This is a genomic window from Flavobacterium subsaxonicum WB 4.1-42 = DSM 21790, from assembly GCF_000422725.1.
In the GTDB taxonomy this organism is placed as follows: domain Bacteria; phylum Bacteroidota; class Bacteroidia; order Flavobacteriales; family Flavobacteriaceae; genus Flavobacterium; species Flavobacterium subsaxonicum.
In genome coordinates, this window is record NZ_AUGP01000018.1 from 237749 (window position 1) to 263714 (window position 25966).

General features: G+C 36.7%; 24 protein-coding genes. 21 read left to right on the forward strand and 3 right to left on the reverse strand.

The window, feature by feature from the left end; all coding sequences use genetic code 11:
- Positions 1-63 precede the first annotated feature (63 nt).
- The 21 genes from G509_RS0107220 (at position 64) to G509_RS0107320 (ending at position 22852) form a co-directional block, all read left to right on the forward strand.
- Positions 64-570, forward strand: coding sequence for an acyltransferase (locus G509_RS0107220; protein ID WP_242604869.1), 507 nt, complete (start codon positions 64-66; stop codon positions 568-570).
- A 48-nt stretch (positions 571-618) separates the two neighbouring features.
- Positions 619-1725: a glycosyltransferase family protein gene (locus G509_RS0107225; protein ID WP_026990904.1), complete on the forward strand. Its 1107-nt coding sequence runs from the start codon at positions 619-621 to the stop codon at positions 1723-1725.
- 18 nt (positions 1726-1743) lie between these two features.
- On the forward strand, positions 1744-2745 hold the full coding sequence (locus G509_RS0107230) for a polysaccharide pyruvyl transferase family protein (protein ID WP_026990905.1): 1002 nt from the start codon (positions 1744-1746) through the stop codon (positions 2743-2745).
- Positions 2746-2757: 12 nt separating this feature from the next.
- Positions 2758-3834 carry a glycosyltransferase family 4 protein gene (locus tag G509_RS0107235; RefSeq protein ID WP_207382701.1) on the forward strand — a complete coding sequence of 359 codons (1077 nt, stop codon included), beginning with the start codon at positions 2758-2760 and terminating at the stop codon, positions 3832-3834.
- Between the two features lie 6 nt (positions 3835-3840).
- The gene (locus tag G509_RS0107240; protein ID WP_035738659.1) at positions 3841-5091 is read left to right on the forward strand and encodes a glycosyltransferase family 4 protein; all 1251 of its coding nucleotides are present in this window, start codon (positions 3841-3843) and stop codon (positions 5089-5091) included.
- A 12-nt stretch (positions 5092-5103) separates the two neighbouring features.
- On the forward strand, positions 5104-6186 hold the full coding sequence (locus G509_RS22790; RefSeq protein ID WP_051200001.1) for an acyltransferase family protein: 1083 nt from the start codon (positions 5104-5106) through the stop codon (positions 6184-6186).
- A 9-nt stretch (positions 6187-6195) separates the two neighbouring features.
- Positions 6196-7530 carry a hypothetical protein gene (locus G509_RS0107250; protein ID WP_026990908.1) on the forward strand — a complete coding sequence of 445 codons (1335 nt, stop codon included), beginning with the start codon at positions 6196-6198 and terminating at the stop codon, positions 7528-7530.
- Positions 7531-7584: 54 nt separating this feature from the next.
- Positions 7585-8754, forward strand: coding sequence for a glycosyltransferase family 4 protein (locus G509_RS0107255; protein ID WP_026990909.1), 1170 nt, complete (start codon positions 7585-7587; stop codon positions 8752-8754).
- A gap of 1 nt (position 8755) precedes the next feature.
- Positions 8756-9922 (forward strand): glycosyltransferase, encoded by a 1167-nt coding sequence (locus tag G509_RS0107260; protein WP_026990910.1) that lies wholly within the window; start codon positions 8756-8758, stop codon positions 9920-9922.
- Positions 9923-10468 (forward strand): DapH/DapD/GlmU-related protein, encoded by a 546-nt coding sequence (locus tag G509_RS0107265; protein WP_026990911.1) that lies wholly within the window; start codon positions 9923-9925, stop codon positions 10466-10468.
- A 60-nt stretch (positions 10469-10528) separates the two neighbouring features.
- On the forward strand, positions 10529-11347 hold the full coding sequence (locus G509_RS0107270; RefSeq protein ID WP_035738662.1) for a glycosyltransferase family 2 protein: 819 nt from the start codon (positions 10529-10531) through the stop codon (positions 11345-11347).
- Entirely contained in the window at positions 11344-12300 is a 957-nt protein-coding gene (locus tag G509_RS0107275) for a UDP-glucuronic acid decarboxylase family protein (protein WP_026990913.1), read from the forward strand. Before G509_RS0107270 ends, G509_RS0107275 begins: the two co-directional genes overlap by 4 nt.
- Positions 12301-12317: 17 nt before the next feature.
- Entirely contained in the window at positions 12318-12761 is a 444-nt protein-coding gene (locus G509_RS22795) for a VanZ family protein (protein WP_026990914.1), read from the forward strand.
- The gene (locus G509_RS0107285; RefSeq protein WP_026990915.1) at positions 12758-13990 is read left to right on the forward strand and encodes a WcaI family glycosyltransferase; all 1233 of its coding nucleotides are present in this window, start codon (positions 12758-12760) and stop codon (positions 13988-13990) included. Before G509_RS22795 ends, G509_RS0107285 begins: the two co-directional genes overlap by 4 nt.
- A 26-nt stretch (positions 13991-14016) precedes the next feature.
- The gene (locus G509_RS0107290; protein ID WP_026990916.1) at positions 14017-14898 is read left to right on the forward strand and encodes a glycosyltransferase family 8 protein; all 882 of its coding nucleotides are present in this window, start codon (positions 14017-14019) and stop codon (positions 14896-14898) included.
- A 299-nt stretch (positions 14899-15197) separates the two neighbouring features.
- Positions 15198-16583: an undecaprenyl-phosphate glucose phosphotransferase gene (locus tag G509_RS0107295; protein WP_081663259.1), complete on the forward strand. Its 1386-nt coding sequence runs from the start codon at positions 15198-15200 to the stop codon at positions 16581-16583.
- 9 nt (positions 16584-16592) lie between these two features.
- Positions 16593-17165, forward strand: coding sequence for a sugar transferase (locus G509_RS0107300; protein WP_026990918.1), 573 nt, complete (start codon positions 16593-16595; stop codon positions 17163-17165).
- A 70-nt stretch (positions 17166-17235) separates the two neighbouring features.
- Entirely contained in the window at positions 17236-18387 is a 1152-nt protein-coding gene (locus G509_RS0107305; RefSeq protein ID WP_026990919.1) for a DegT/DnrJ/EryC1/StrS family aminotransferase, read from the forward strand.
- 44 nt (positions 18388-18431) lie between these two features.
- Complete coding sequence (locus G509_RS21620) at positions 18432-19583, forward strand: UDP-N-acetylglucosamine 4,6-dehydratase family protein (RefSeq protein ID WP_051200009.1); 1152 nt, start codon at positions 18432-18434, stop codon at positions 19581-19583.
- Between the two features lie 113 nt (positions 19584-19696).
- On the forward strand, positions 19697-20458 hold the full coding sequence (locus G509_RS0107315) for a polysaccharide biosynthesis/export family protein (RefSeq protein ID WP_051200011.1): 762 nt from the start codon (positions 19697-19699) through the stop codon (positions 20456-20458).
- Between the two features lie 3 nt (positions 20459-20461).
- Complete coding sequence (locus G509_RS0107320; protein ID WP_051200013.1) at positions 20462-22852, forward strand: GumC family protein; 2391 nt, start codon at positions 20462-20464, stop codon at positions 22850-22852.
- A gap of 35 nt (positions 22853-22887) precedes the next feature.
- On the opposite strand, the gene G509_RS0107325 is transcribed toward G509_RS0107320, so the two are convergent.
- From G509_RS0107325 to G509_RS0107335, 3 genes are all read right to left on the reverse strand, one after another.
- Positions 22888-23628 (reverse strand): tyrosine-protein phosphatase, encoded by a 741-nt coding sequence (locus G509_RS0107325; RefSeq protein WP_026990922.1) that lies wholly within the window; start codon positions 23626-23628, stop codon positions 22888-22890.
- Between the two features lie 72 nt (positions 23629-23700).
- The gene (locus tag G509_RS0107330) at positions 23701-24831 is read right to left on the reverse strand and encodes an Lnb N-terminal periplasmic domain-containing protein (protein ID WP_026990923.1); all 1131 of its coding nucleotides are present in this window, start codon (positions 24829-24831) and stop codon (positions 23701-23703) included.
- Positions 24832-24843: 12 nt separating this feature from the next.
- On the reverse strand, positions 24844-25920 hold the full coding sequence (locus G509_RS0107335; protein ID WP_242604871.1) for a putative type IX sorting system protein PorV2: 1077 nt from the start codon (positions 25918-25920) through the stop codon (positions 24844-24846).
- Positions 25921-25966 lie beyond the last annotated feature (46 nt).

The window sequence follows — 25966 nt, forward strand, 5'->3', positions numbered from 1 at the left end:
GGAAAATTTTCAGAGCGTTTTTTTTTTGTACTTCGCATACGTTATATAAATAAATACATTTTTATGCTAAGAAAATTGTCTCTTAAAATACAGGGAATGAAAATTGGTGCCTCTACCGTTACGCCAAAAATGAATGTTACTTGGCCGCATCAGGTTAGTATAGGTAATAAATGTAGGTTAGAGCACGATATTTATTTTCATTACGATGGAATCTGGAAACAAGGGCCATCTATCATAATAGGTAATAATAATTTTATAGGTTTTGGCTGCGAATTTAATATTACAAAAAAAATTACAATAGGTAATAATTGTCTTATAGCTGCAGGGTCTAAATTTATAGATCATAACCATGGCACGGCTCTTACAGAGTTAATGCGAACGCAAAAATCTACCGAAGACAAAATTGTAATAGGTAATAACGTGTGGATAGGGGCTAATGTGGTTGTTTTAAAAGGAGTTATTATTAATGATGGTGCTATAATAGCAGCCGGTGCAGTGCTTAACAAAACTGTGCCCGCTGATGAAATATGGGGAGGGATACCCGCAAAAAAAATAGGAGAAAGAAAGTAATTGTGTGACTTTGATTATTACAAGATCTTCTAAAATTAAAATTAAAAAATGAAAATAGTTTTTCTTTGTGGCTCTTTAGAGCCCGGTAAAGATGGGGTTGGCGACTATACTTTGCTTTTAGCAACAGAATTGATACGCCAGGGCCATGCTGTAAAAACTATTGCGCTTAACGACAGGCATGTTAAAACAGATGTATACAGTGTCTGGCATGATAAAGAAACATCAGTAGATGTGCTTAGGCTGCCGTCATTACAAACGTGGAACGAACGTATGATTAAAGCCAAAAATTTTATTGATGGCTTTAACTCGGATGTGTTGAGTTTACAGTATGTGCCTTTTTCGTTTAACGATAAGGGCCTGCCTTTTAACCTAAGCTCAAAGCTTAATAAACTTTCGCATAAAGGTAAATGGCACATTATGTTTCATGAGCTTTGGGGCGGTATAAACAATAGTAAAACCAATACGCTTAAAAACCGGGTGTTTTATTTTTTACAAAAAAAATGTGTTTTCCATAATTTAAATGCTGTTAAGCCATTTTTAATAACAACAAGTATAAGTGCCTATCAAACGCATTTAAAAAAATATAAAGTATCTATACTGCCTCTTTTTAGTAATATAAGATTTTTAAATAACCATCAGGTTAAACAGAATACTGATATACAGGCTGTAAATTTTGGCACATTTTCCGGAGAGCTGGATAAGTTTAAAAACCAGCTAAACTGGCTTAAAAAAGTGGCCGAAAAGCAGGGCAAAAAAATAATTTTCATAACCTTTGGCAGCGGAGGGCAATTTAAGTTACCTTCGCTGAATATGGCAAAAAATATTTTTGGTAACGAAAATGTCTCTGATTTAGGGCTATTGCCGGCACAAGAGATATCAAATATTTTAAGCCGGTCAGACATTGGAATATCCCGTGCTGACGGACTTTTATGGGGTAAAAGTGGTACTACAATGGCAATGCTTGAGCACGGCCTGCCGGTAGTTTTAAAAGGTACAAGGGCAGATCTACAACTTTCGGTATCGGACTTTAATTATCAGGAACATCTTTATTTTTGCGATGATGATTATAATAACCTGCCGCAAAGAACGCATCCTGTAGATGCTTTGCCTAAAGTGGCAAAACAATTATATAACTTATATACCATAAAAAAATAATATTAAACTTATATATAAATGAAATACTATTATCAAGTAGAAGGTGATGTAAGAAATAATATAGGGGATGTATTGCAGGGCATGGTGGCGAAAGCTTTTTTGCCTGCAGATTCTTTGGTTGCAGATCGCGAAGATCTGGCTTCGATAGATAAAGACCAACCAGGCTTTCTTGTTGCAAACGGATGGTATATGCATTCTTTCGACAAATTTCCGCCGCCGGTTAATGTAACTCCATTATATTTATCTGTACACGTTGCAAATTCTGCTTTATTTCAAAGAGCCGAAGTAAGAGAGCATTTCAAGAAAAACGGCCCTGTTGGCTGTCGCGATCATAAAACGCTTAAATTGTTTTTAGGCTGGGGTATACCCGCATACTATTCGGGTTGCTTAACGGTAACCTCTAATGCACGCTCTCCTATAAACGTTTCGGGCAAAGGCGAATGCCTTTTAGTTGATAATGTAGACCACCCTATCCCGGAAAATGTAAAAGTTAAGTTAGAAACATTACTGGGCGAAAAATTAACAAGGGTATCTCATGATCCGCCGGATACTACAGGTAACCTTAAGGAATACGATAAAAAAGCAACAGCCCACATGGAAATGCTGCTTGAAAGATATTGTAAAGCCCGTATAGTATTAACCACAAAAATACACTGTGCACTGCCAAGTCTTGGTATGGGGGCTAATGTAGCGTTAATACACCCGGACCCTACAGACCCAAGGCTGGATACATTGCGTGAGTTTACAGAGATTGTATCGTACGACCAAATCCTGGCAATGACAACTTTTGAATTGCCTAAAGTAGATAAAACGGCACTTGCCAACAGAAGAAATTTTTTAAGCAAAGTAGTTAAGCAGGGGGCAGAATCAATTTCTAACCCTATAAGTACGTTTGCCGAATATAAAAGCATTAAAAGAAGCAGCGCTATTAAAGCTATGCTATACAGGCAGGCTATTAAAGTATTGCTTTTAGTAGGTGCATCGCAACAAATAACACGTGTTTACAAGTCAAGAGAATAATTAATGGGTAGTATGCCAAAAAAAAGAATCTTGCTTTATTCTACCCAGTTAATGGAAACGGGTGGAATAGAGAGCCATGTAAAAGAATTTATTTCTCAGGTGGCTCCTTTAGACAACGTCTTGATAGACTTAGTTGTTTTAAGGGCAAACAACTCTTTAGAGCAAAAGCAAATGCTCAGGCAATACTGTACCCGTACTTTTTTGCCATCCGGTAAAACTATACAGGGTAAACTCGGATTTCTATTGTTTGTGTTAGGGTCGGTATTCACAAAATATGATGCCCTATACACTAACGGGCAGGGCGAAAGCATTAGCCTGATAAAAAAAATGTTCAGGTTTAAAAAATGGGTACACCACCACCATACATCGGGCGATCTGGCCGATCAGCAAACCTGGGGGCCTTCGTATAAGGTGTCTTTAAGTGAGGCAGACACTGTTGTGGCCTGTTCTAAAAAAAATGCCAAAGACATGCAGTTGGCACTTAAGCGCGATGTTATTACAATACCTTGCTTTTCAAGAAAAATTGTATTAGATAGGGTTAAACAACCTAAAGTATCATCAGATAAGGTTAACCTTGGATATTATGGAAGGCTGATACCTGAAAAAGGGATAGACATATTGTGCAGGTTAAGTAATGAGGAGAATTTAAACCATATACAATTTCATATATGGGGAGAAGGGCAAATGTATCCTGCATCTTTTTTTTATAAGTACCCTAATATAAAATACCACGGGCAATTTAACGGTCAGGAAGAATTAAAACAGGTTTTGGTATCGATAGATGGCTATTTACTATTATCTGTACATCCTGAGGGGCTGCCTATAAGCCTGCTCGAAATAATGAGTGCCGGCATACCGTGGATGGCTACTGATAAAGGGGGCATATCTGATATTGCCTGCGATCCGGTAGCTACAAGAGTAATAGAGTCGTTAGAGCCTTACGGCGATTTAAAACAAAAAATTAACCAGTTTGCTATAGATATAGCTGCAGGAAAAATTGATAGAGAAAATCAGGTTGCGCTTTATGATACTAAGTTTTCGCCAAAGGTATTGGTTAAAGAATGGCTAAATGTTTTATTTACAAATTAATAAATTATGATCATTCTTTCTCATCCGGTTGGTAATCAAAATGTAAGGGCTGCTTTAAGAGGTTTTAAAGATGCAGGTATGCTTAGCGCATTCTGTACCTCTATAGCATCATTTCCGGATAGTTTGTTGCACAAAGTAAGCAGCTCCGTAAAGCCTTTACAGGAAATTAATAAAAGGAGTTTTGATGCCGACCTCCAATCTCTAACCTATTTAAAGCCGGGTAAAGAGTTGGTTAGGCTATTGTCTTTAAAAGCGGGTATTTCCAGCTTGGTTGAGCACGAAAAAGGCGCTTTTAGCATCGACAGGATATGCCATAACATAGACCAGTTTACGGCACATAAGGTGTCCGGCAGTAAACTAAACAACATCAAGGCTGTTTATGCTTACGAAGATGGTGCACTTGAAACCTTTAAACAGGCAAAAAAGTCGGATATATTTAGTTTTTACGACCTTCCTATAGGCTACTGGCGTGCTGCAAGAAGATTAATGCAAAGCGAAATAGACTTGAGGCCGGAATGGGCATCTACCATGCACGGTTTTAGAGATTCTCAGCTAAAGCTAAACCGTAAGGATGACGAGCTTGCCCTTGCTGACCATATTTTTGTTGCGAGCTCTTTTACCGCCCAAACGTTGTTAGATTACCCGGGTAGCCTTGCACCAATAACGGTTATACCCTATGGGTTTCCTAAGGTGTATAACAATAAAACCTATAGCAACGATTTTTCTAAGCCTTTAAAAGTTTTATTTGTAGGCGGGTTATCGCAACGAAAAGGAATTGCAAATATATTTGAGGCGTTTAAGCACGTTGGCGGAGATAAAATAGAGTTAACCATAGTGGGAAGAAAACCCTCTACAGAGTGCAAACCGCTTGAAGAAGGTTTGGCAAAATGTAAATATATACCTGGCCTGCCCCATGCCGAAATTTTAAAGCTTATGCAAACACAGGATGTTTTTGTGTTTCCGTCTCTTTTTGAAGGTTTTGGGCTTGTAATTACAGAGGCTATGTCTCAGGGGTTGCCTGTAATTACCACAGAGCGCACCATTGGGCCAGATATTATATCTAACGGCAATAATGGCCTTATAATTAAAGCCGGCTCTACAGAGTCGTTAATAGCGTCTTTAGAAAATATTTTGCAGGACAGAAGCCAGCTAAAAAAAATGGGCGAGGCAGCAATGCTAACAGCAATGCAAAGGCCCTGGGAAAAATACGGACAGGAACTGGCTCAGGCTGTAAATAAAATTATCAATAAAAATTAACCAACCCAAAAAATGCAAAATAACCCTACCGTAATTAAACAAGAACACAAAAGAAGCTTTGGCCTCGATCTTGTAAGGGCAATAGCCATATCGCTGGTTTTGATTGCTCACTTTGCATATAAATTTGAGCACTTTGGTTTTTGGGGCGTAGAAATGTTTTTTGCCTTAAGTGGTTATCTTATTGGGCAAATACTCTGGAAGAGTTTTTCGTCTAACGATGACTGGTCTTTTAAAAGAATACATAATTTTTGGTCAAGGCGCTGGTGGAGAACGTTACCAAACTACTATCTTTTCCTGTTCTTAATGCTTATATTTCATTACTGGCAGCATGGAGTTTTACCATCATTACTGCGCTTTTCATATTATTTGTGGTTTGGTCAAAATTTGCTTTCGGGCAGCCCTGAATTCTTTGGTGTATCTTGGAGTTTATGTATAGAAGAGTGGTTTTACCTGTCTTTTCCAATTGTTTTATTTTTAATAAGTAAAATAAATTTAAGTAAGCGGGTTTCGTTCTCGGTTACAATTTTTGTATTCTTTGTGTTTTCGGTTATAATGCGTCAGTATTTAATCAACCAGGGAGTTAGTCATCCAAGGGGTATTACGCTTGCAAGATTAGATGCTATTTGTTTTGGTGTAATGGTCGTTTTCATCTTTTCTGGTAATGTGGCGCGTAACCAGCTGAAAAAAATATTTTTTGCATTAGGGCTGCTATTGTTTTTTATAAGCTTTTATCTTGTGTACCTTTCGGGCCTAACGTATGATGAAATTAAAGAAAACCAGTTTGTTTTAACCCTTACACCTTTAGCTTTTGCTTTTATGCTTCCATTTATCGAAAACTGGCCGGGATTAAAGCTTAAATTTGTAAATACGGCAATTACTAATATAAGTTTATGGTCTTATTCTATTTATCTTAGCCATATACCGGTGCTTTTTGTATGCTACGAGGTTTTTTCGTTTATGAGAGCCAGTTCGGCAGGTAATTTATTTAGCAAAATTTTGGCATTGGGTTTTACAATAATCATTTCAGCCTTTATATATAAAAAGTTCGAGGTTCCTCTAACTAAAAGAAGGCCAAAAGAGGTAACTAATTCTTAAAATAAAAAGTTGAACAGACTAAATATAAATGCGCAAGGCGAAAGGTCCCTAAATGCTGTTAATGCCAAAAATAAGTCACACGATTTGTTTTTGATCAAGAGGGCTATATGGATATATTTTTTCTTAGTTATATTTGAAGGCGCCATAAGAAAATGGATTTTACCTGCCCTATCTACGCCACTGTTAGTAGCAAGAGAGCCTTTTACCATCTATATTATTATCCTGTCGATAAGGAATAGGCTTTTTCCTGCCTCAATATCACTTCCATTGCTTATCCTAATAAGTATTTTAAGTTTTTTTGCAGCTGTATTTTTTGGGCATCAAAATATATTTGTGGCTTTATTTGGGGCAAGGATATTTTTGCTGCACATTCCGGTAATGTTTATTATAGCCCAGGTTTTTAATAATGATGATATTGTCAAAATGGGCAGAATAATGCTGTGGATTACCTTACTCATGGCAATTATTATATTTCTTCAGTTTTATTCTCCCCAAACGGCATGGATAAACCGAGGGGTAGGTGGTAATGAAAGCGGAGGTGGATTCCAGGGGGCTATGGGCTATTTGAGACCTCCGGGCACGTTTTCTTTTACAAGTGGTACAACCTCATTTTTTTCGTTTGCAGCTCCATTTGTAGCCTTTTTTTGGCTATCTGCAGATAAAATTAAAGTTAACAGGGCTTTACTAATTGCGGCCACTTTTAGCGTAATTATAGCTATACCACTTTCTATAAGCCGAACTTTATTTTTTAACGTTGGCTTGGTACTTTTGTTTACAATATTTATCTCGATTAGAAACCCTGTGTTTTTAACAAGAATCCTGGTTGCTTTAGTGGTAATGTTTGGAGCTTATACAATATTATCGCAGCAGGAGAGCGTGCAAACAGCGATTGAGGTTTTTACGGCAAGGTTTGAAAATGCTAACGAATCTGAAGGTGGTTTAGAAGGTGTATTGATTGATCGTTTCTTAGGGGGTATGTATAATGCTCTTTTTTCTGGTACAAATGCGCCACTTTGGGGATATGGTATTGGTATGGGATCTAATGTCGGTGCGATGCTATTAGCAGGTTCGACAGCATTTCTTTTGCCTGAAGGTGAATGGGGCAGGTTGATTGGTGAAATAGGCATGATAATGGGACTTATAGTTATATTTATACGTATTTCTATGGGCGCCGGTATTTTAACAAAAGCATATTTTTTACTGTCAAAAAAACAGATTTTGCCATGGTTGTTATTAAGTACAGGGCTAATAGTAGTATTGCAGGGTCAATGGGGACAGCCAACTAATCTTGGTTTTTTTGTGATAATAACAGGGGTGTTAATGGCATCTGTTAAACAAAATTAATCGCTTAATTAATTACCGAACTGCATTTATTTAAATTTCATGCAGCTATTTACTATGAAAATAATATTTTTATCTCATCCACTTTTTTTGGGTTCTAATAGTATGCCAAGGTATGCTAATTGGCTTTCTAACGGTATGCGTGCACGTGGGCATGAGGTAGAAATTTGGCAGCCTAAAGCAAGATTTTTTAATTTGCCTGCCCCGCAATCGCTTAAAAAATGGCTGGGTTATATAGATCAATATATTGTTTTTCCGTTTGTTGTAAAAAAAAATATAAAAAAACAGCCTGTCAATACTCTGTATGCTTTTACAGACCATGCTTTAGGACCATGGGTACCATATTTTACTAAATTAAAGCATATTATACACTGTCACGATTTTTTAGCACAACGGTCTGCTATGGGGTCTATACCACAAAATAAAACTGGCTTTGGAGGGCGTATTTATCAAAAATTTATTCGCAGCGGTTATATACAGGGAGAGAATTTTATATCCATATCAAAAAAAACGCAGGAAGACCTGCATTTTTTTCTGGGTAATAAAAAGCCCAAATTTTCTACAGTTGTTTACAATGGATTAAACCAGGATTTTAGCGTACAGGATGCTGCTTTGTGCAGGCATGCTATATCACAATTAATAAATAAAGATGTTTCTGAAGGTTACTTTTTGCATGTGGGTGGTAACCAATGGTACAAAAACAGAGAAGGCGTTATAAAAATTTATAACAGTTTAAGCTTGGATAAAAACTATGGCAAGCTTCCGTTAGTTATGATTGGACCAAAACCTAACCAAAATCTGATTAACGAGCGCAATGCATCGATATTTAAAGATTCTATTTTTTTAATGAGCGATGCGCCCGATGATTTGGTTAAAAAAGCATATAGCGGTGCTACGGCGTTTATATTTCCATCGTTAGCCGAAGGTTTTGGCTGGCCAATTGCCGAGGCTATGGCCAGTGGCTCTTTTGTGGTTACAACTAACGAGGCGCCTATGAACGAAGTTGCGGGCAATGCCGCTCTTTTAATAGATGTATGCCCGGTAGATGCTACGCAGCATAATGCATGGGCAAACAAGGCGGCAATAGATATAATATCGGTTTTGAATAATCCTGAACAAAAATTATCTTATATACAATTAGGTGCTGAAAATGCAAAACGTTTTGACTCTGAAAAAACATTAGATAAAATAGAAGCACTATATAATCAAATTATTGAAGCTAATTAATATGAAAATACTGCGTGTAATAGCTTCAATGAATCCGGAAAACGGCGGCCCATGTCAGGGTATACGCAATAGTATACCTGCATTGCAAAGCCTTGGCGTGTATAATGAGGTGGTATGTTTTGATAGTCCTGATGCCGGTTATCTTGGTAGTGATGATTTTATAATAAATGCTATTGGTCCCGCAAAAGGGCCTTATGCCTATTGCACGGCTTTACAGCCATGGTTGTTAAAAAATATGGCAAGGTTTGATGCTGTTATAATTCACGGGCTATGGTTATACAATAGCTATGGTACCTTTAAAGCATGGAAACATTTTAAAAAACAAAATGCAAATGCGCCAAAGCTTTTTATAATGCCTCACGGTATGTTAGATCCTTACTTTCAAAAGGCTAAAGAGCGTAGAGTAAAAGCTGTAAGAAACTGGTTTTTCTGGAAACTTTTCGAAAACAAGGTAGTTAACAATGTAACTGGTGTGCTATTTACCTGCCAGGAAGAACTACTTTTAGCCAGAGAGCCTTTTGCGCCTTACACACCTAATGCGGAGTTAAATGTAGGTTATGGTATACCTAACCCACCGGTGTTTGATAGCGGTATGCTTACGGCATTTTACCAAAGATGCCCAGAAGTTGCTAATAAACCCTATATACTTTTTTTAAGCCGTATACACAGTAAAAAAGGTGCAGATTTATTAGTATATGCATACAATATACTATACAAACAAAACAATGCTATACCAGCGTTAATTATTGCCGGTCCCGGCCTGGATACAGATTATGGTAAGCAATTAAAAGATATTGCCGGCCCTAATATTTACTTTCCGGGTATGCTTTCTGGTAATTTAAAATGGGGGGCTTTTTATGGTTCAGAGGCATTTATACTACCCAGCCATCAGGAAAATTTTGGTATTGCCGTAGTAGAAGCTATGGCGTGCGCTAAGGCAGTAATAATTAGCGACCAGGTAAATATTTGGCGCGAAATTGAAGCTGGCAATGGCGGTATTGTTATAAAAGATACGCACGAAGGTGCTTTAAGCGGCCTTGAGCAATGGGTAAATTTAGAAGAGAGTAAAAAAGTAGCCATGGGTAAAAATGCCCAAAACACTTTTAAAAAGTTCTTTTCGGTAGAGCAGGCTGCTTTAAATTTAAAAACTATATTTGAGGATATTTAAATGGTTAACACAGATACACATACAGGTGCTTCTTTTTCTCTTAAAAACAGGTTATTACGTGTTTTGTGGGGTATTGTCTATTTTGTGTTTTTTAAATTTTCGCCAAGGCCACTGCATGGTTGGCGCTCTTTTATACTTAAATGCTTTGGTGCTAAAGTTGGCAAAGGAGTGCATGTATACCCCGGCGTAATTATATGGGCACCGTGGAATTTAATTTTAAAAGACCATTGTGGTATTGCAAGTGGTGTTAATTTATATTCGCAGGGAGTTATAACTGTAGGTGAAAAGGCAGTAATATCTCAGGGTAGTTACATTTGTACCGGTACTCACGACTATACAAAAACAGGATTTCCGCTTTATACATTGCCCATTGCAATTGGAGATGATACCTGGGTAGCGGCAGATGTTTTTATACATCCGGGAGTAACTATTGGAAACGGATGTGTAATTGGAGCAAGGTCTGTAGTAACCAAAAATATGCCAGCCTGGATGGTTTGTGCAGGTTTTCCGTGTAAGGTAATTAAAGAAAGAGCAATAGTTAATTAGGCGTAATTAAGATATAAGCTTACTACGTACTTTAGAAATTTGTTAATTATATATAGTAAAATGTCAAAAATTCCTGTAACAGTTATTATCCCGGTAAAAAACGAAGAGTTAAATATAGTTCATTGCTTAAAACTTATATCTGGTTTTGATCAGATTATGGTTATAGACTCTAACAGTACCGATAATACTGCCAAAATTGCTGCAGAGCATGGCGCAGAGGTGCATCAGTTTACGTGGGACGGACAGTTTCCTAAAAAAAGGAACTGGGTTTTACGCAATTTACCTATACGTAACGAATGGGTTTTGTTTCTGGATGCTGACGAATATATTACAGATGCTTTTGTTGCCGAAATACAGCAGGCTATTAAAAACCCTGATTATAATGGCTACTGGATTACGTTTATTAATTATTTTATGGGAAGGCAATTAAAACATGGCGACCCATTTAAAAAACTGCCTTTATTTAGGGTAGGTAAAGGAGAATACGAAAAAATTAAAGAAGACTCGTGGAGCCACCTGGATATGGAGGTGCACGAGCATCCTATAATAGAGGGTAAGGTGGGACAGTTACAATCGCCTATAATACATAACGATTACAAAGGGCTTGAGCATTACATAGCTAAACATAATGCTTATTCTACCTGGGAAGCTAAACGTTTTGTAGCACTGGAAAAAGAAGGTTTTGGAAACCTTACCAAAAGGCAAAAATTTAAATATTCATTAATGCAATCCGGATTTTTGCCTATTATTTATTTTATAGGTGCTTATTTTTTAAAATTAGGCTTTTTAGATGGCAAGCAGGGATACTTTTTTGCAAAATATAAATCATACTATTTTTTACAAATACAAACCAAAATTAACGAACTTAAAAAGATATGAAAAAGAGGATTCTTGTTACTGGCGGAGCAGGCTTTATAGGGTCGCATTTATGCACGAGGCTTTTAAATGAAGGAAATGAAGTAATTTCCTTAGATAACTATTTTACAGGCTCTAAAAAAAACATAGTTCACTTGTTAGATAACCCTTATTTTGAAATGATAAGGCATGATGTAACAGAACCTTTTTTTATTGAAGTAGACGAAATTTATAACCTTGCATGCCCTGCAAGCCCGGTACATTATCAATACAACCCTATCAAGACCATGAAAACATCGGTTATGGGGGCTATTAATATGCTTGGCCTTGCTAAAAGGGTTAATGCAAAGGTGTTTCAGGCAAGTACCAGCGAGGTGTATGGAGACCCGGCAGAGCATCCGCAAAGGGAGTCGTACTGGGGTAATGTTAACCCAATAGGTATCCGTTCGTGCTATGATGAAGGTAAACGCGCTGCCGAAACTTTGTTTATGGACTATCATAACCAAAACAATGTAGATGTAAAAATTGTAAGGATTTTTAATACATATGGACCAAATATGAACCCAGAAGACGGGCGTGTGGTTTCTAACTTTATCGTTCAGGCTCTTAAAGGTGAAGATATTACTATTTTTGGCGATGGGCAGCAAACAAGGTCATTTCAATATGTAGATGATTTGGTAGAAGGTTTTATAAGGTTAATGGATACCCCTAAAGGTTTTACCGGGCCGGTTAATATTGGTAACCCGTACGAGTTTACGATGCTGGAGCTGGCAAAAAATGTTATAGAACTTACAGGTTCGTCTTCTAAGCTTACCTTTATGCCATTGCCGCAAGATGACCCAAAACAAAGGCAGCCGGACATTTCTCTTGCTAAAAAAGAGTTGGATTGGGAGCCAAAAGTTCAGTTAAGAGAAGGTTTGGTTAAAACCATTGCTTATTTTGATACTTTGCTTAGAGAAGAAAATAAGATAGCATAATATTTAAAACAATCAAGATGCAGGTAAATAAATATTTAAAAGTAGTTGTTTACCTGTATTTCCTGATACTTATATATATAACATTTTTTTCGGGTCAGAGGCATTCTGATGATCTGTATGAAAATAACATTAGCTTTAAACTTTTAGAAAGTAAATGGGATTACCTTAATAATTTTGATGACTTGTATGCTAACCAAAAGAGGTTTGTTTTAATAGAAGTTCTTGGTAACCTTATGCTATTTATGCCTTTTACAGCCTCAATATTTGTACTTGTAAAGAAAAAGATTTCTGTATTAGTTTTAATAGCAATTTTGCTTGGGGTGATAATAAGTGTAGAATCATTTCAATACCTTTTTCATTTAGGGGTGTTTGATATAGATGATATTGTTTTAAATTTTACCGGAGGCATGATAGGCTTAACGGTATTTAATTTGTTTTTTAGGAAATATATTTTAAAATGAGGATATTAATATACGGCATTAATTATAGTCCGGAACTTACAGGTATAGGCAAATATACCGGAGAAATGGGCAGCTGGCTGGCTACGCAGGGGCATGATGTGCACGTAGTTACGTCGGTACCGTATTATCCAGAATGGGAGGTTCATCAAAAATACAAAGGCAAGCTTTGGCATACCGAAATTATAGATGGTGCCAAAGTGCATAGGGTGCCATTATATGTGCCTAAACAGGTGTCATCGGTAAAAAGAATAATTCATGAATTCTCATTTATACTGGCGTTACTACCGGTATGGTTTGGCTTTTTATTCAAAAAAAAGGCCGATGTTGTGTTTTGCACAGCACCACCATTTCATTTGGGTTTTTTCCCATTACTGTACTCTAAGCTAAGAGGTGTACCCATGATAAGCCATGTGCAGGACCTGCAGGTAGATGCTGCTAAAGAGTTAGGAATGATAAAAAACAAGGCATTTCTTAATTTAATGTTTTCGTTAGAGCGTTTCCTGTTAAAAAACAGCGCTTATGTATCGACAATAAGTTTGGGCATGCAGCAAAAAATTGCAGCAAAGGGTATTGCTCCCAAAAAACAAATACTTTTTCCTAACTGGGTAGACGAAAATAATATTAAGCCTTTACCAAAAGAACAATCTTTGCGAGCAGAGTTTGGTTTAAGTAATACTGATAAGGTAATCCTGTATTCGGGCAATCTTGGAGAAAAGCAAGGCTTGGAAACCATTATAGAAGCTGCTGCACATTATAAGGATAGGACTGATGTTTACTTTTTAATTGTAGGCTCTGGCGGTGCTAAAGAAAAGCTTGAGCAAATGGTTAAAGAGTCAGGCCTTACAAGGGTTAAATTTTATCCGTTGCAGCCTTACGAAAAGCTGTCTGCATTACTGGCAACGGCAGATGTTCACCTTGTTTTGCAAAAAAAATCGGCTGCAGATTTGGTTATGCCAAGTAAGCTTACGGGTATATTGGCAGCAGGCGGATGTGCCATTGTTACGGCGGAACCGGGTACATCTTTATATGAGGTTGTAAACCAGTATGCTATGGGTATATTAACAGAGCCGGAATCGGCTGTTGCACTAAAAGAAAGTATTGATATTGCTATTAACAGCGATCTTGATATTTATAAAAAAAATGCACGAAGTTATGCCGAAATGTTGCTGAGTAAGAAAAATATCCTTAAAACTTTTGAAAACACGCTCTTAAATGTGTCTTCCATTTAGTTCTTAATTTTTAAATTGTATAGCGTATGGACTTGGTTTTTAATATTAATCAGTTAGGATTAGAGGGGTTAGGGGCTACTTTAACATCATTGATTAGAAATTGCTCTGATAATAGAGAACTTACTTTGTGGTTTTTATGCAATGGACTTTCTGATAGCGATAAAAAAAACATTAAAGCCTTATTAAATGCAGAGAATTATTTAGGTAAGGATAATTATATTGATTTTGATGCTGATGTAGAATTTGGCCATCTTAATTCTTTACACGGAGACAGAACAACTTATGGCCGGTTATTAATGCCAAAATTTGTAAATGCAGATCTGGCTTTATACCTGGATGCAGATCTTGTAATAGAGTTGGATGTATTGCAGCTAAAAGGCTTTGATTTTGATGGTAATTTGTTGGCGGCTGTTTCTGGTTCTACTATTAAATATTCGTTAGATAATCCGTTGTTCATAAATAAACTTAATTGGGATATTAATACCCCTTATTTTAATGCGGGTGTTTTGCTTTTCAATCTACATAAATGGAGAAACGAAAATATAGATTTACAGATTAAAGATATAATGAAAAATTATTCTGACTATCTTGTTTCTCACGATCAAACATTACTTAATGCGCTTTGTGGCGGAGTATTTTCAAGATTACCAAAATCATTTAATGTAACATGGTATCCTGATGCTAAAAAACCTGCCCAGGAAACTGATGCAATAATTCATTTTGTGGGTTCTCCAAAACCTTGGGACTTTTTAGCAGGCAATTTTCATAAAGGTTACAACTTATGGAAATCTTATAATACACCATTTTGGAGCAAACAATATTCATCACTCACGGCAGATAAAGTTTCAAGATTTTGGAATATTAGGCGCAGCTATTTAAGATTGCTTAAAAAGAAAATTAAAGGCTAAGCTCAAAAATTTAATGCTAAGCTAATTTTATGGTAGTGGTCTTTTAAATGTAATATTTATCTGATTTAAAAAAAGGAAAATAATAAGAAAGAATTAGATTTTTATTACAATTTTTAATAATAAAATTCATGACCTTTACGGCAAATATTTTAGCAATTTATTAAAAAGATAAAATGTCGTATACATTGTATTCTAAAAGAATGCTTTAAATTTGCGATTTAACAAAAAAATAGAGTTATATTATTAGTAATAACTACTTTAGATTAAGTAATTAGAGTTACTAAAATATTTAGAAACCGATGCAGCAATATCTTAATAAGATTTCACTGGTAAGATTAATAGCAGATCTCTCTGTTGTAGCATTTACATATATACTATGTATATATATAGTGCAGCCCGATACTTTTCTGGACGATTTTAAAGCAAAATTTTTTCTGCTAATCATACTTCTTTGGGTATGGTTTTTTAGTGGTACGTCTAACAATCTTTATAACGACCACAGGATTAAGCCAGGCTTTTCTATAGAAATATATAAAACGCTTAAAAGTGTATTAATGCTTGGGCTTACAGTAATTATTGTGTCTTATTTTTCGAGATCGTTTTTGCCGGCAAGCTTTGTTATTATGTATGCCGCGGCTTTAATGTTCTTTTTTGGCACAGAGAAATACATCATAAACCGTTTAGTTCTTTTTTTGCGCAAGCAGGGTTTTAACCTTAGGCACGTAATAATTGTGGGGCACGGCAATTCGGCACAGCAATTTCATCAGCTTATTATAAATAATCCTCATTTGGGCTACGATATTTTAGGTTATTTTGAAGACGAACCTAAAGAAACTGCCCTGTGCCCATATTTAGGTACAACTACTAATTTAGGAGCATTTTTAAAAACCAATCGTGTAAACGAAGTTATTGTAGCTACCCCGGGCATAACTATTGGCGAGATAGAAGAAATTACCCATGTAGTAGATAAGGCCGGTATAAGGGTACGTATAATACCCGATTTTCATTTTCAGTTCTATAACCGATACGAGTTTAAACAATTTGGCAACATACCAACCGTTTCGTTACGAAAAGAGCCATTAGAAGAAACCTATAATAAATTTACCAAACGTACTTTTGATATTGTGTTTAGTGGCTTAGTATTGTTACTGGTGTGCTCATGGCTTTTTATAATTATTTCTATATTTATTAAAGTAAACTCTAAAGGGCCGGTATTGTTTAGACAAAAAAGGCTGGGCAGGGACAGAAAAGAATTTTGGTGCTACAAATTCAGGAGTATGCATGTTAACCATGATTCTGATAAAAAAATGGCAACAAAAGGAGATTCTCGTATTACATCGGTTGGACGTTTTTTAAGGAAATCCAGCCTCGACGAATTTCCTCAGTTTTGGAATGTGCTTACGGGTAATATGTCTATTGTAGGGCCAAGGCCACACATGAGTATTCAAAATACAGAGTATCAGGAAATAATAAACAACTATTTAGTGCGTCAGCTTATTAAACCGGGTATTACCGGTTGGGCACAGGTAAATGGTTACAGGGGCGAAATTGAATCGCACTACGATATTAAAAGCCGCGTATCTTATGATATATGGTATCTTGAAAACTGGAGCTTTTTTCTGGATATTAAAATAGTATACCTTACTGTCTGGAATATTTTTAAAGGCGAAGACAAAGCTTATTAACTAAGGTAAATGATAAAAAGGCTGTTTGATATAATTTTATCTGTAATAGTCCTGGCCTTTATGTGGTGGTTAATTATGGTGCTTTATATTTTGGCCACATTTAGCACACACCAAAACGGTTTTTTTATCCAGGAACGCATTGGCCGCTACGGCAAAAAATTCAGGATAATAAAAATACGGTCTATGACAGATGTTGCGGGCAAAAAGCATACAACAACTTTTGGCCGGTTTGCCAGAAAATACAAGTTAGACGAGCTTCCTCAACTTTTTAATGTGTTGGCAGGTAGTATGAGTTTTGTTGGACCGCGGCCAGACCTGCCTGGATACTACGATATGCTCGAGGGGACCGACAGGGCAGTTTTAACGCTTAGGCCGGGCATTACCGGGCCTGCAAGTATTAAATATGCAAACGAGGAAGAGATTCTGTCTCGCGTAGATAATCCTTTAGTTTATAACGATACTATTATATTTCCAGATAAAATTAAGATTAACCTTGAGTATCTAAAGCGGCAATCGCTCTGGTTAGATTTAAAAATATTGTTTTTTACAGTTACACGAAAAAATGCAGATAAGTTGTTTTAAGTAACAGATTTTTAGAACAATATTAACACTTGTTTTTTTACATTTGCAACCAACCCGTATTTCTAAATATATGGCTTCATCAAGAATATGGCTTTCTTCTCCACACATGGGTGGCAGCGAGCTACAATATGTTAGCGAAGCTTTTAGTGGTAATTGGATTGCGCCTTTAGGGCCTAATGTTACCGGCTTTGAAGAAGATTTACAGGGCTATTTAGAAAACGATGTTTTAGTAGCTGCTTTAAGCTCTGGTACGGCGGCCATTCATTTAGGCCTTCTTTTATTGGGTATAGGTGCCGGAGACGAAGTTTTATGCCAAAGTTTTACATTTGCAGCGTCGGCAAATCCAATACTATATCTTGGTGCCACACCGGTTTTTGTAGATAGCGAACCCGATACCTGGAATATTTGCCCATTTTTTTTAGAGCAGGCAATAATTGACAGGATTGCGAAGGGTAAAAAACCCAAAGCTATAATTGCAGTCCATTTATATGGTATGCCATATAAGGTAGATGAAGTTGCTAAGATTGCTGAAAAATATGATATTCCGATATTGGAAGACAGCGCCGAGGCATTGGGCAGTACCTATAAAAATCGAAAATGCGGTACTTTTGGAGATGTTGCGGCACTATCTTTTAATGGTAATAAAATTATAACCACATCTGGCGGTGGAGCATTAGTAACTAAAAGTAAAGATTTAAAAGAAAAAGCAATATACCTGGCCACACAGGCCAGAGAAAATAAACCCTATTACGAACATACAGAGATAGGTTACAATTACCGGATGAGTAATATAAGTGCCGGTATTGGCCGTGGTCAGATGGAAGTTCTAAATAGTCATGTTGCTTTGCGTAGGCAGATGCATGATTTTTACCATTCGGTTTTTGAGAATGTAAATGGTGTAACAGTTTTTAAAGAATATAGTGCCGATTGCATTTCTAATTTTTGGCTTACAACCATTTTAATAGATAGTAAGCTTACTAATGGTGTAACGGCAGAAGATATTAGAATTAAGCTATTAGAAGATAATATTGAGGCCAGGCCTTTGTGGAAACCCATGCATATGCAGCCGGTATTTAAAAAATATCCGTACTACGGAGGCAATTTTTGCGAAAAACTGTTTAATGCAGGTTTGTGCCTGCCATCGGGTTCTAATTTGCAGGTTCAGGAAAAAGAAAGAATTAGGGTTGCCTTGCTTAAAGCTCTTAGGTATAATGCTAAATAAAGGGTTTTAAACTTGTTTTTAAAATAATTACAAAAAATGGTACTATGTTTAATTGGCCGGGTGTAAACTACGATTTAGAAGATTTACTGGAAAGAAAGCCTATTGTGTTAGATGATAAGGCCATAACCGCCCAGCTTAAAGGTAAGGCCGTTTTGATTACTGGGGCTGCAGGTTCTATTGGCAGCGAAATGGTTAGGCAGGTGCTTAAGTTTTCTCCGGGTAGCATTATAATGCTGGATCAGGCAGAAACGCCACTTTATCTGTTAGGCCTCGAAATGGATGGAGAAGTAACACAAACAAAACTGCACACCATACTCTGCGATATTACAAGAAAAGATGCCTTAAAAGAGGTGTTTAAAAAATACAGTCCGGATGTAGTTTATCATGCAGCGGCCTATAAGCATGTGCCCATGCTGGAAAATAATCCGGTACAGGCAGTACTTGTTAACGTATTGGGTACTAAAAATGTGGCCAACCTTGTGGCTGAGTTTAATGTAGGTGTTTTTGTTATGATATCTACAGATAAGGCAGTTAATCCGGGCAGTGTAATGGGGGCAAGCAAATTAATTGCCGAAAAATATGTGCAGGCATTGCATAACAAACTTAAAAAGGAAGATAAAGCGGTTAGTAGGTATATTACTACCCGTTTTGGTAATGTATTAGGTTCTAATGGTTCTGTAGTACCTGTGTTTGCTAAACAGATACATTTGGGCGGGCCTGTTACTGTAACACATCCTGAAATTACGCGTTATTTTATGACCATTCAGGAAGCATGCCAGTTGGTGCTGGAGGCCGGCGCTATGGGGCAGGCATCAGAAATATTTATATTTTATATGGGCAAACAGGTTAAAATTGTTGAGCTCGCAGATAAGATGATACGCTTAGCGGGGCTAAATCCGGGAACAGATATCGAGGTTAAGATAACGGGTTTACGCCCTGGAGAAAAGCTTACAGAAGAACTTATAAATGCTACAACCATTATACTGCCAACTCATAACGAATCTATAATGATAGCAGAAGAACAGCCCATGGATTTTTTGCATGTTTTTGATAATATAGAGGCGATGGTAAAATATGCTAAAAATTATCAATTTAATGAAACTGTAGCGCAAATGAAACAATTATTGCCTGATTTTAGGAGTAAGAATTCGCAATATCAAATTTTTGATAACAACCCTGATAAGCCTTTTTTGTAAAATAATTATATATGTTACAGTACTTTTCTATGTCAACAAAAATACTATCTTTGCTCAATAAAGTAAGCAATATGTGTACTTTACCATCTCGTAAAACCAATAGCAGTCTACAAATGATAAAAAAAATAGGATTACTAATTGTAATTATTTTTGCATTCAGTTCATGTGCTCCAAGAAAAAAAATGGCTTATTTTCAGAATATTGCAGATGTTTCTTCTGATAAATTATATGAAACAAAATTGCAGGCCGATGACTTAGTTAGAATTATGGTAGATGCTCCTGCACCAAATCAGGAACTTGCTGCTCCTTTTAATTTAACTACTCTTTCTCCTACCGCTTCTGGTGGAACATCTGTTACAACAGAGGGCAGAGAGTATCTTATAGATAAAAATGGTGAAATCAGTATGCCCCTGATAGGCAAAGTTAAGTTAGGCGGGCTTACCCGAGATGAGGCGCTATTAAAAATAACAGGAGAAATAAGTAAATATGTTACTAATCCTATCATTAATCTGAGGTTGATGAACTTTAAGGTTACCGTATTAGGAGAGGTAAATTCGCCAGGTAGTTATCCTATAGGAACTGAAAGAATAACGTTGCCTGAAGCACTTGCATTAGCGGGAGATTTACAAATAACCGGTTTGCGAAAAAATATTATGATTATCAGGGAGGTAGAAGGTAAAAAAACCTATGGTTTTGTAGATATAACTAACGCTGATTTTATGAATTCTGAGTTTTACTATTTAACACAAAATGATTTAGTGGTAGTAGAACCAAACAGAATGAGAAGAAATTCATCGGCTATTGGTAGAGAATTATCAATTGTGGTTTCTGCAGTTTCATTGATAGTAACGATTATTACATTTGCAACAAGATAATTTATGAGCGAAAATTCAAAAGATAAATTTGCTGAAATATCATCAGTAAACAATAAACAACTGGATATTAAACAAATTCTTGGGCAGTATCTTTATTATTGGAAATGGTTTGCTTTAAGTGTAATTATATGTTTAATTGCAGCTTACGTACATTTAAGATATGTATCTCCAATGTATAGTATTACGGCTACTATCTTAATTAAAGATGATAAAAAAGGAGGATTAGCCTCAGAATTATCTGCTTTTGGTGATCTTGGCGTTGTAAAAGGTGCTAAGAGTAATACCTATAATGAGGTTGAGCTTTTAAAAACGCGATCTCTTGCAAAAAAAACAGTTAAGGAATTAGAACTTTATGTTTCTTATTTTCAGGAGGGCAGGATATCTAAAAAAGAGATGTATAAAAATGTGCCTATAAAAGCCAGTTTTTATAATACATCTGAAGATTTTTTACTTAAAGGTTTAGGTACTTTTATTGTACAGGTAAAAAGTCCTACTAAGTTTGATCTTTTAGATGCCAAAGAGGTTAAAATCGGAGAATATTCGTTTGGTCAGCCAATTAAAAGACAGCACGCAACAATGGTTATTACCAATACTTTTGGTAAAGATTTTCCTGGAAAAACAACTTATATTGTACGTATAGGTGGGTTAGAAGGGGTTGCTTCATCATACAGAGGAAGGCTGCAGGTATCTCACGGTAACGAAGAAACTACAATACTAACTCTTACCATTGTAGATCCTATAATAGAGCGTGGAAAAGACTATTTAAGTGCAATTATTGACAATTACAATCAGGAAGCCATACAGGATAAAAACGAAGTGGCAAGAAAAACAGATGCTTTTATCAATCAAAGGCTTGACTCTATTAGTCGCGACCTTGACGAGGTAGAAATCGGTATCGAAGGTTTTAAAAGAGAAAACAAGATAACTGACCTTCCAATTGATGCCGGTATTTTTCTTCAAAATAATACAGACTATGCCCAAAGTGCAGTTAGTAATGCAACGCAAATAACGGTAATTGATGTAATGCTTGATTTTTTGAAAAAAAGTACAATAGACGATATTATACCACAAAATATTATGCCTAATAGTGGAGACGCAATACCACTAATTTCTGAATATAATAGGTTAGTATTGGCAAGGCAGCGATATAAGTTAGAAGCAACCGAGCTTAATCCTGCAGTAATTTTTAATAATCAGCAAATTGAGGCCTTAAAAAGTAATATACTCGAAAGTCTTAACAATCTTAGACTTACTTTGCAAATTGCTCAAAAAGATATAGAGCGCCAAGAAGGTATATTTGGCGGCAAAATAGGTAAATATCCTACACAAGAGAGGCAGTTTAGAACAATTACAAGGCAACAAACTGTTATAGAGGCTTTATATCTTTATTTATTACAAAAAAGAGAAGAAAATGCTATTAGTTTAGCTGTAACAGCTCCAAATTCTAAAGTTATAGATGAGGCTTATTCCAATTCTTCACCAATTTCTCCTAAAAGAAATGTCGAATTTTTAAGTGCGTTTTTATTTGGCCTTTTTGTACCATTTAGTATTATTTATGGTAAAAAAATGTTGGATAATAAAATACACAGCAGTAAAGACCTTGAAGATCTTTCTGTGCCGTTTTTGGGCGATGTGCCAAGGGCTGAGTTTAATAACGAACTTATTAGCCAGCATAGCCGTTCTGCAACAGCGGAGTCTTTAAGAATTGTGCGTACTAATCTGGAGTTTATGTTTAACAGTATTCCAGAAGGGGTAGCCAAAACGATATTTGTAACGTCTACAATACCTAAAGAAGGTAAAACATTTATATCGGTAAATCTTGCTGCCACACTTGCTTTAACTGGTAAAAAAGTTTTGTTAATAGCAATGGATATCAGGAACCCTAAATTAGATGAGTATATCAATGTGCCATCTAAAGGATTAACCAATTTTCTTTCTTCTAAAGAAACGGATATTAATAAGTATATATTTAAGCAGGAAGGATTTGAAGAATTTTATGTTCTGCCTCCCGGTATCATACCGCCCAATCCTGCTGAGCTGCTAATGAATAGCAAGGTAGCAGACCTTTTTGAAAAACTAAAATTAGAATATGATTATCTTGTTGTAGATACTGCTCCTGTTAGCTTGGTAACAGATACGATGATATTAGCGCATTATGCAGATACCTTTGTATATGTAACCCGTGCTAACCACTTAGATAAGCGCATGCTAAATATACCAGAAAATCTTTACCGAGAAGGTAAACTGCCGGGCATGGGTATGCTTCTTAACGATACAGGTAGCGAAAAGGGTTATGGTTACGGCTACGGTTATGGCTACGGATATGGCTATGGCTACGGACCGGATATTAAGAAACCTAAAACATGGAAAGACAAATTATTTGGAAAGAAATAAATATTTCCGGATAGGTTTAAATAAAAATTCCCTCTTTAATAGCTAAAGAGGGAATTTTTATTTAGAGCCTGTATCAATGAGGTTGTATCTCTTAGTAGTACATCACTTTTAAAGGCTTCGGTATGGCGCTCATGGTGGGTGTCAGATCCTGTAAAGTCTATCATGCCTTCGTCTAACAGCTTTTTGGCTGTATCTAATACTCCTTTGCCATAATAGCCTGTTACTGATAACAAGTTGAGCTGAAAAAAGCAACCCGCCCTTTTCAGTTTACCATATTCTTCATGCTTAAAATGATAAAATAAATACCTTTCGGGGTGGGCAAGCACAGGTTTATAGCCTTCTATCTGCAAATTGAATATAATATCGTACAGCTGGGCCGGAGGGTTTAAATACGACATTTCTATCAGGACGTAATTATCTTTTAAGGTTAAAAGCGGTTCTGTTTTTAAAAGATTTAAAAATGTATCATCCATCAAATATTCGGCGGCGGCCTTAAAGGGCATTGTAAGTCCCTGCTGATTTAAAAACAGTTTTGTAGCCTCTTCTTTGCCTGTAATGCCAGCGCGCGTGTTATTCCAAACCCCAGTTAATACGTGTGGTGTAGTTATAAACTGCGAAAAACCATACTCCTTAAGGCTATTAATTAGCGTAAGGGTATTATTCTCGTCTTTAGAGCCATCGTCTATACCAGGTAGCAGGTGCGAGTGTATATCGATATAACCATCCGGAATAAGGTCGGCCAAACGTTGTTTTTTGGGTTTGTTAAAAAAGAACAAGGTGTTGTTATTTTATAGTTATCAAACAAAAATAACCATTCCGTTTATAGTTAAAAAACCTGTGCGTAAATTTTATGCTTTTGTAACAGCATTTTTGCTGAATTGGATAGCTCTTATTAATAGTATTATTATTAAAGCAGCCAGGGGCAGTACAATTAAAAAGTGAGGTTTGTTAATCATCCATGCAATGTAAACTGCAATGCACCCAAAGCATATAAAAGCGGTTAATTTTACGGCTTCGTGTTTTTTAGCAAATATAAAATAGAGCAATACTAAAAATAGCGGATTTATAAGCAGGGCGTTGTAATTTAAAGCTATTTCCGCATGGAAGGAGTAGAAGCCAACCGTGCAGAAAAACACACCTAAAAGCCCAAAAATAGCTAATAACGACCTTTGTAAAACCGCCTTGCCAGATAAGTACATTAGCAACAGGCAGGCAAAGGCATAGGTGTAACAATTATTCCATAAGGATGTTTGTTGCTGCGCATTTGCTTTAAAAACGGTAACTGTTGGCTGCGCCAGTGGCCCTGTAGTTAATGTTGTATTACCAACGCCTTCTAATAATTGCTGTGGCAAAAAAAGCTTATACATAATAGCATCGGTTTTATGGCCAAAAATAAGGCTTATGCCAAGGTTTTCGTAAAAGCTGTTGCCCAGACGCTCGTAAATTATTTCGCGGTTGGTTTTGCCTTCATCGGCATTTTTCATTGATATTTTTTCGGGGATGTACTTATTAAAAATATCGCCTACCATAGTAGTACAATTACGGTCGAAAAATTTATAGGTGTAAAATCGCTTGTCTGAATGTAAGGTCGTGCTCAGTTCCGTGGCAATTTGTTGTTTTTGAAGAGGGGAGAGATTTAGTTGTTGCTCAAAAACATCGCGGTTATAATATTGGTAGGTATATACAAAATCTTCGTAAGAACTGGCCGATACAAAGTACTGCAAATCGCCTTTTACAAACTTTAGGTAAAAGTTAGGGGTGTCAAAATCAAAGGTTCCAAAGTTATACACCACGTCCAGGCCAACCAACGGGTCGTGCACCCTAACGGCGGTATGGCCAAAAACGGAATACAACTCGTTACCCGGCCCGCAGGTAATAAGGCTTATAGTGGCTCTGTCAGATAATTGTACCTGAGCTACAAGAGTGTTGGAAAAGAGGGTGGTAACAAGTAAAAGCAGTACAACTTTTAGAGTTTGCATTGGTGTTGGATTTTATCTGCTAAAGATACCTAAATCTACTTTAAGAGAAAAGATGTTAGAGTATAAAGCAACACTCTGATCGCCAATATCGGTAAGTGCATAATCTACAGAGATACCCCTGTATTTAAAACCAAGGCCTATATTGGGCTGAAAACTAAGGCTTGTAGAATTGTCTATTTGTTTTTCATTCTGAAAGTTACCTACACCTGCACGTAGAAAAACAAGGTCCAGATAGCCAAATTCAAAACCGGCTGCAGGGTCTATGCTAACAAAATCAAGGTTAACAATATCGTTAGTTTTGGCAAACTGCATATTAAGGTTTACGGCAGCAAGAAGGCTATAGTCGTAATGAAAGATGAATTTTTTAGACATACCAAACTGAGCTTTTGGCAACGTGATCTCGCTGGTTTCGGGAAGCTCCTGGTTTTGCCCGGCTACGGCGCCGCTTACAGTAGCATACTCGTCTTCATTAATATTCCAAACATTATAAGTGGTGGTAATATCGCGAAGCATTAACCCGAACTTCCATTCGTTTTTAGTCTGGTACTGAAAACCCAGATCGAAACCAAAGCCCCATGAGTTGGCAAACTTGCCAATAACACGGCGAATAACCTTTGCATTAACCCCGTAATTAAAACCATCTAAAGGGGCCGCACGGGCGTAAGAAAGGGTAATGCCATAATCTGCTGCAGAAAAAAGGCTTATACGGTTGTAATCTATATTGCCTTCGCTGTCAATTAATTGTGTGGTATTTAAAATGTCGTCTACCCCAAAACGTATTATTGATACGCCAATGGCACTGCGCCTGTCTTCCAGGGGCATAGCAAAAGCGGCATAATCGTATTGGGCTATATTGGCAAAATAGCTGGCATGCATAAGGGCAAGCTGCTTATCCTGCACGCCTAAAAGGCCGGCGGGGTTCCAGTAGCCTGCGTTAACATCGGCCGTGCTGGATGTAACTGCGTTACTCATACCCAGGGCAGCAGCATCTACACCAATGCTCATAAACTCATTGGAGTATTTTCTAACAACCTGGCTATAAGCAAGAAATGGAGTGCAAAAGAATAAAATAAAAAGTAACTTTCTCAATGCTGTTATTTTGTGCAAATATGACATAAAATTCTCAATTACTAAA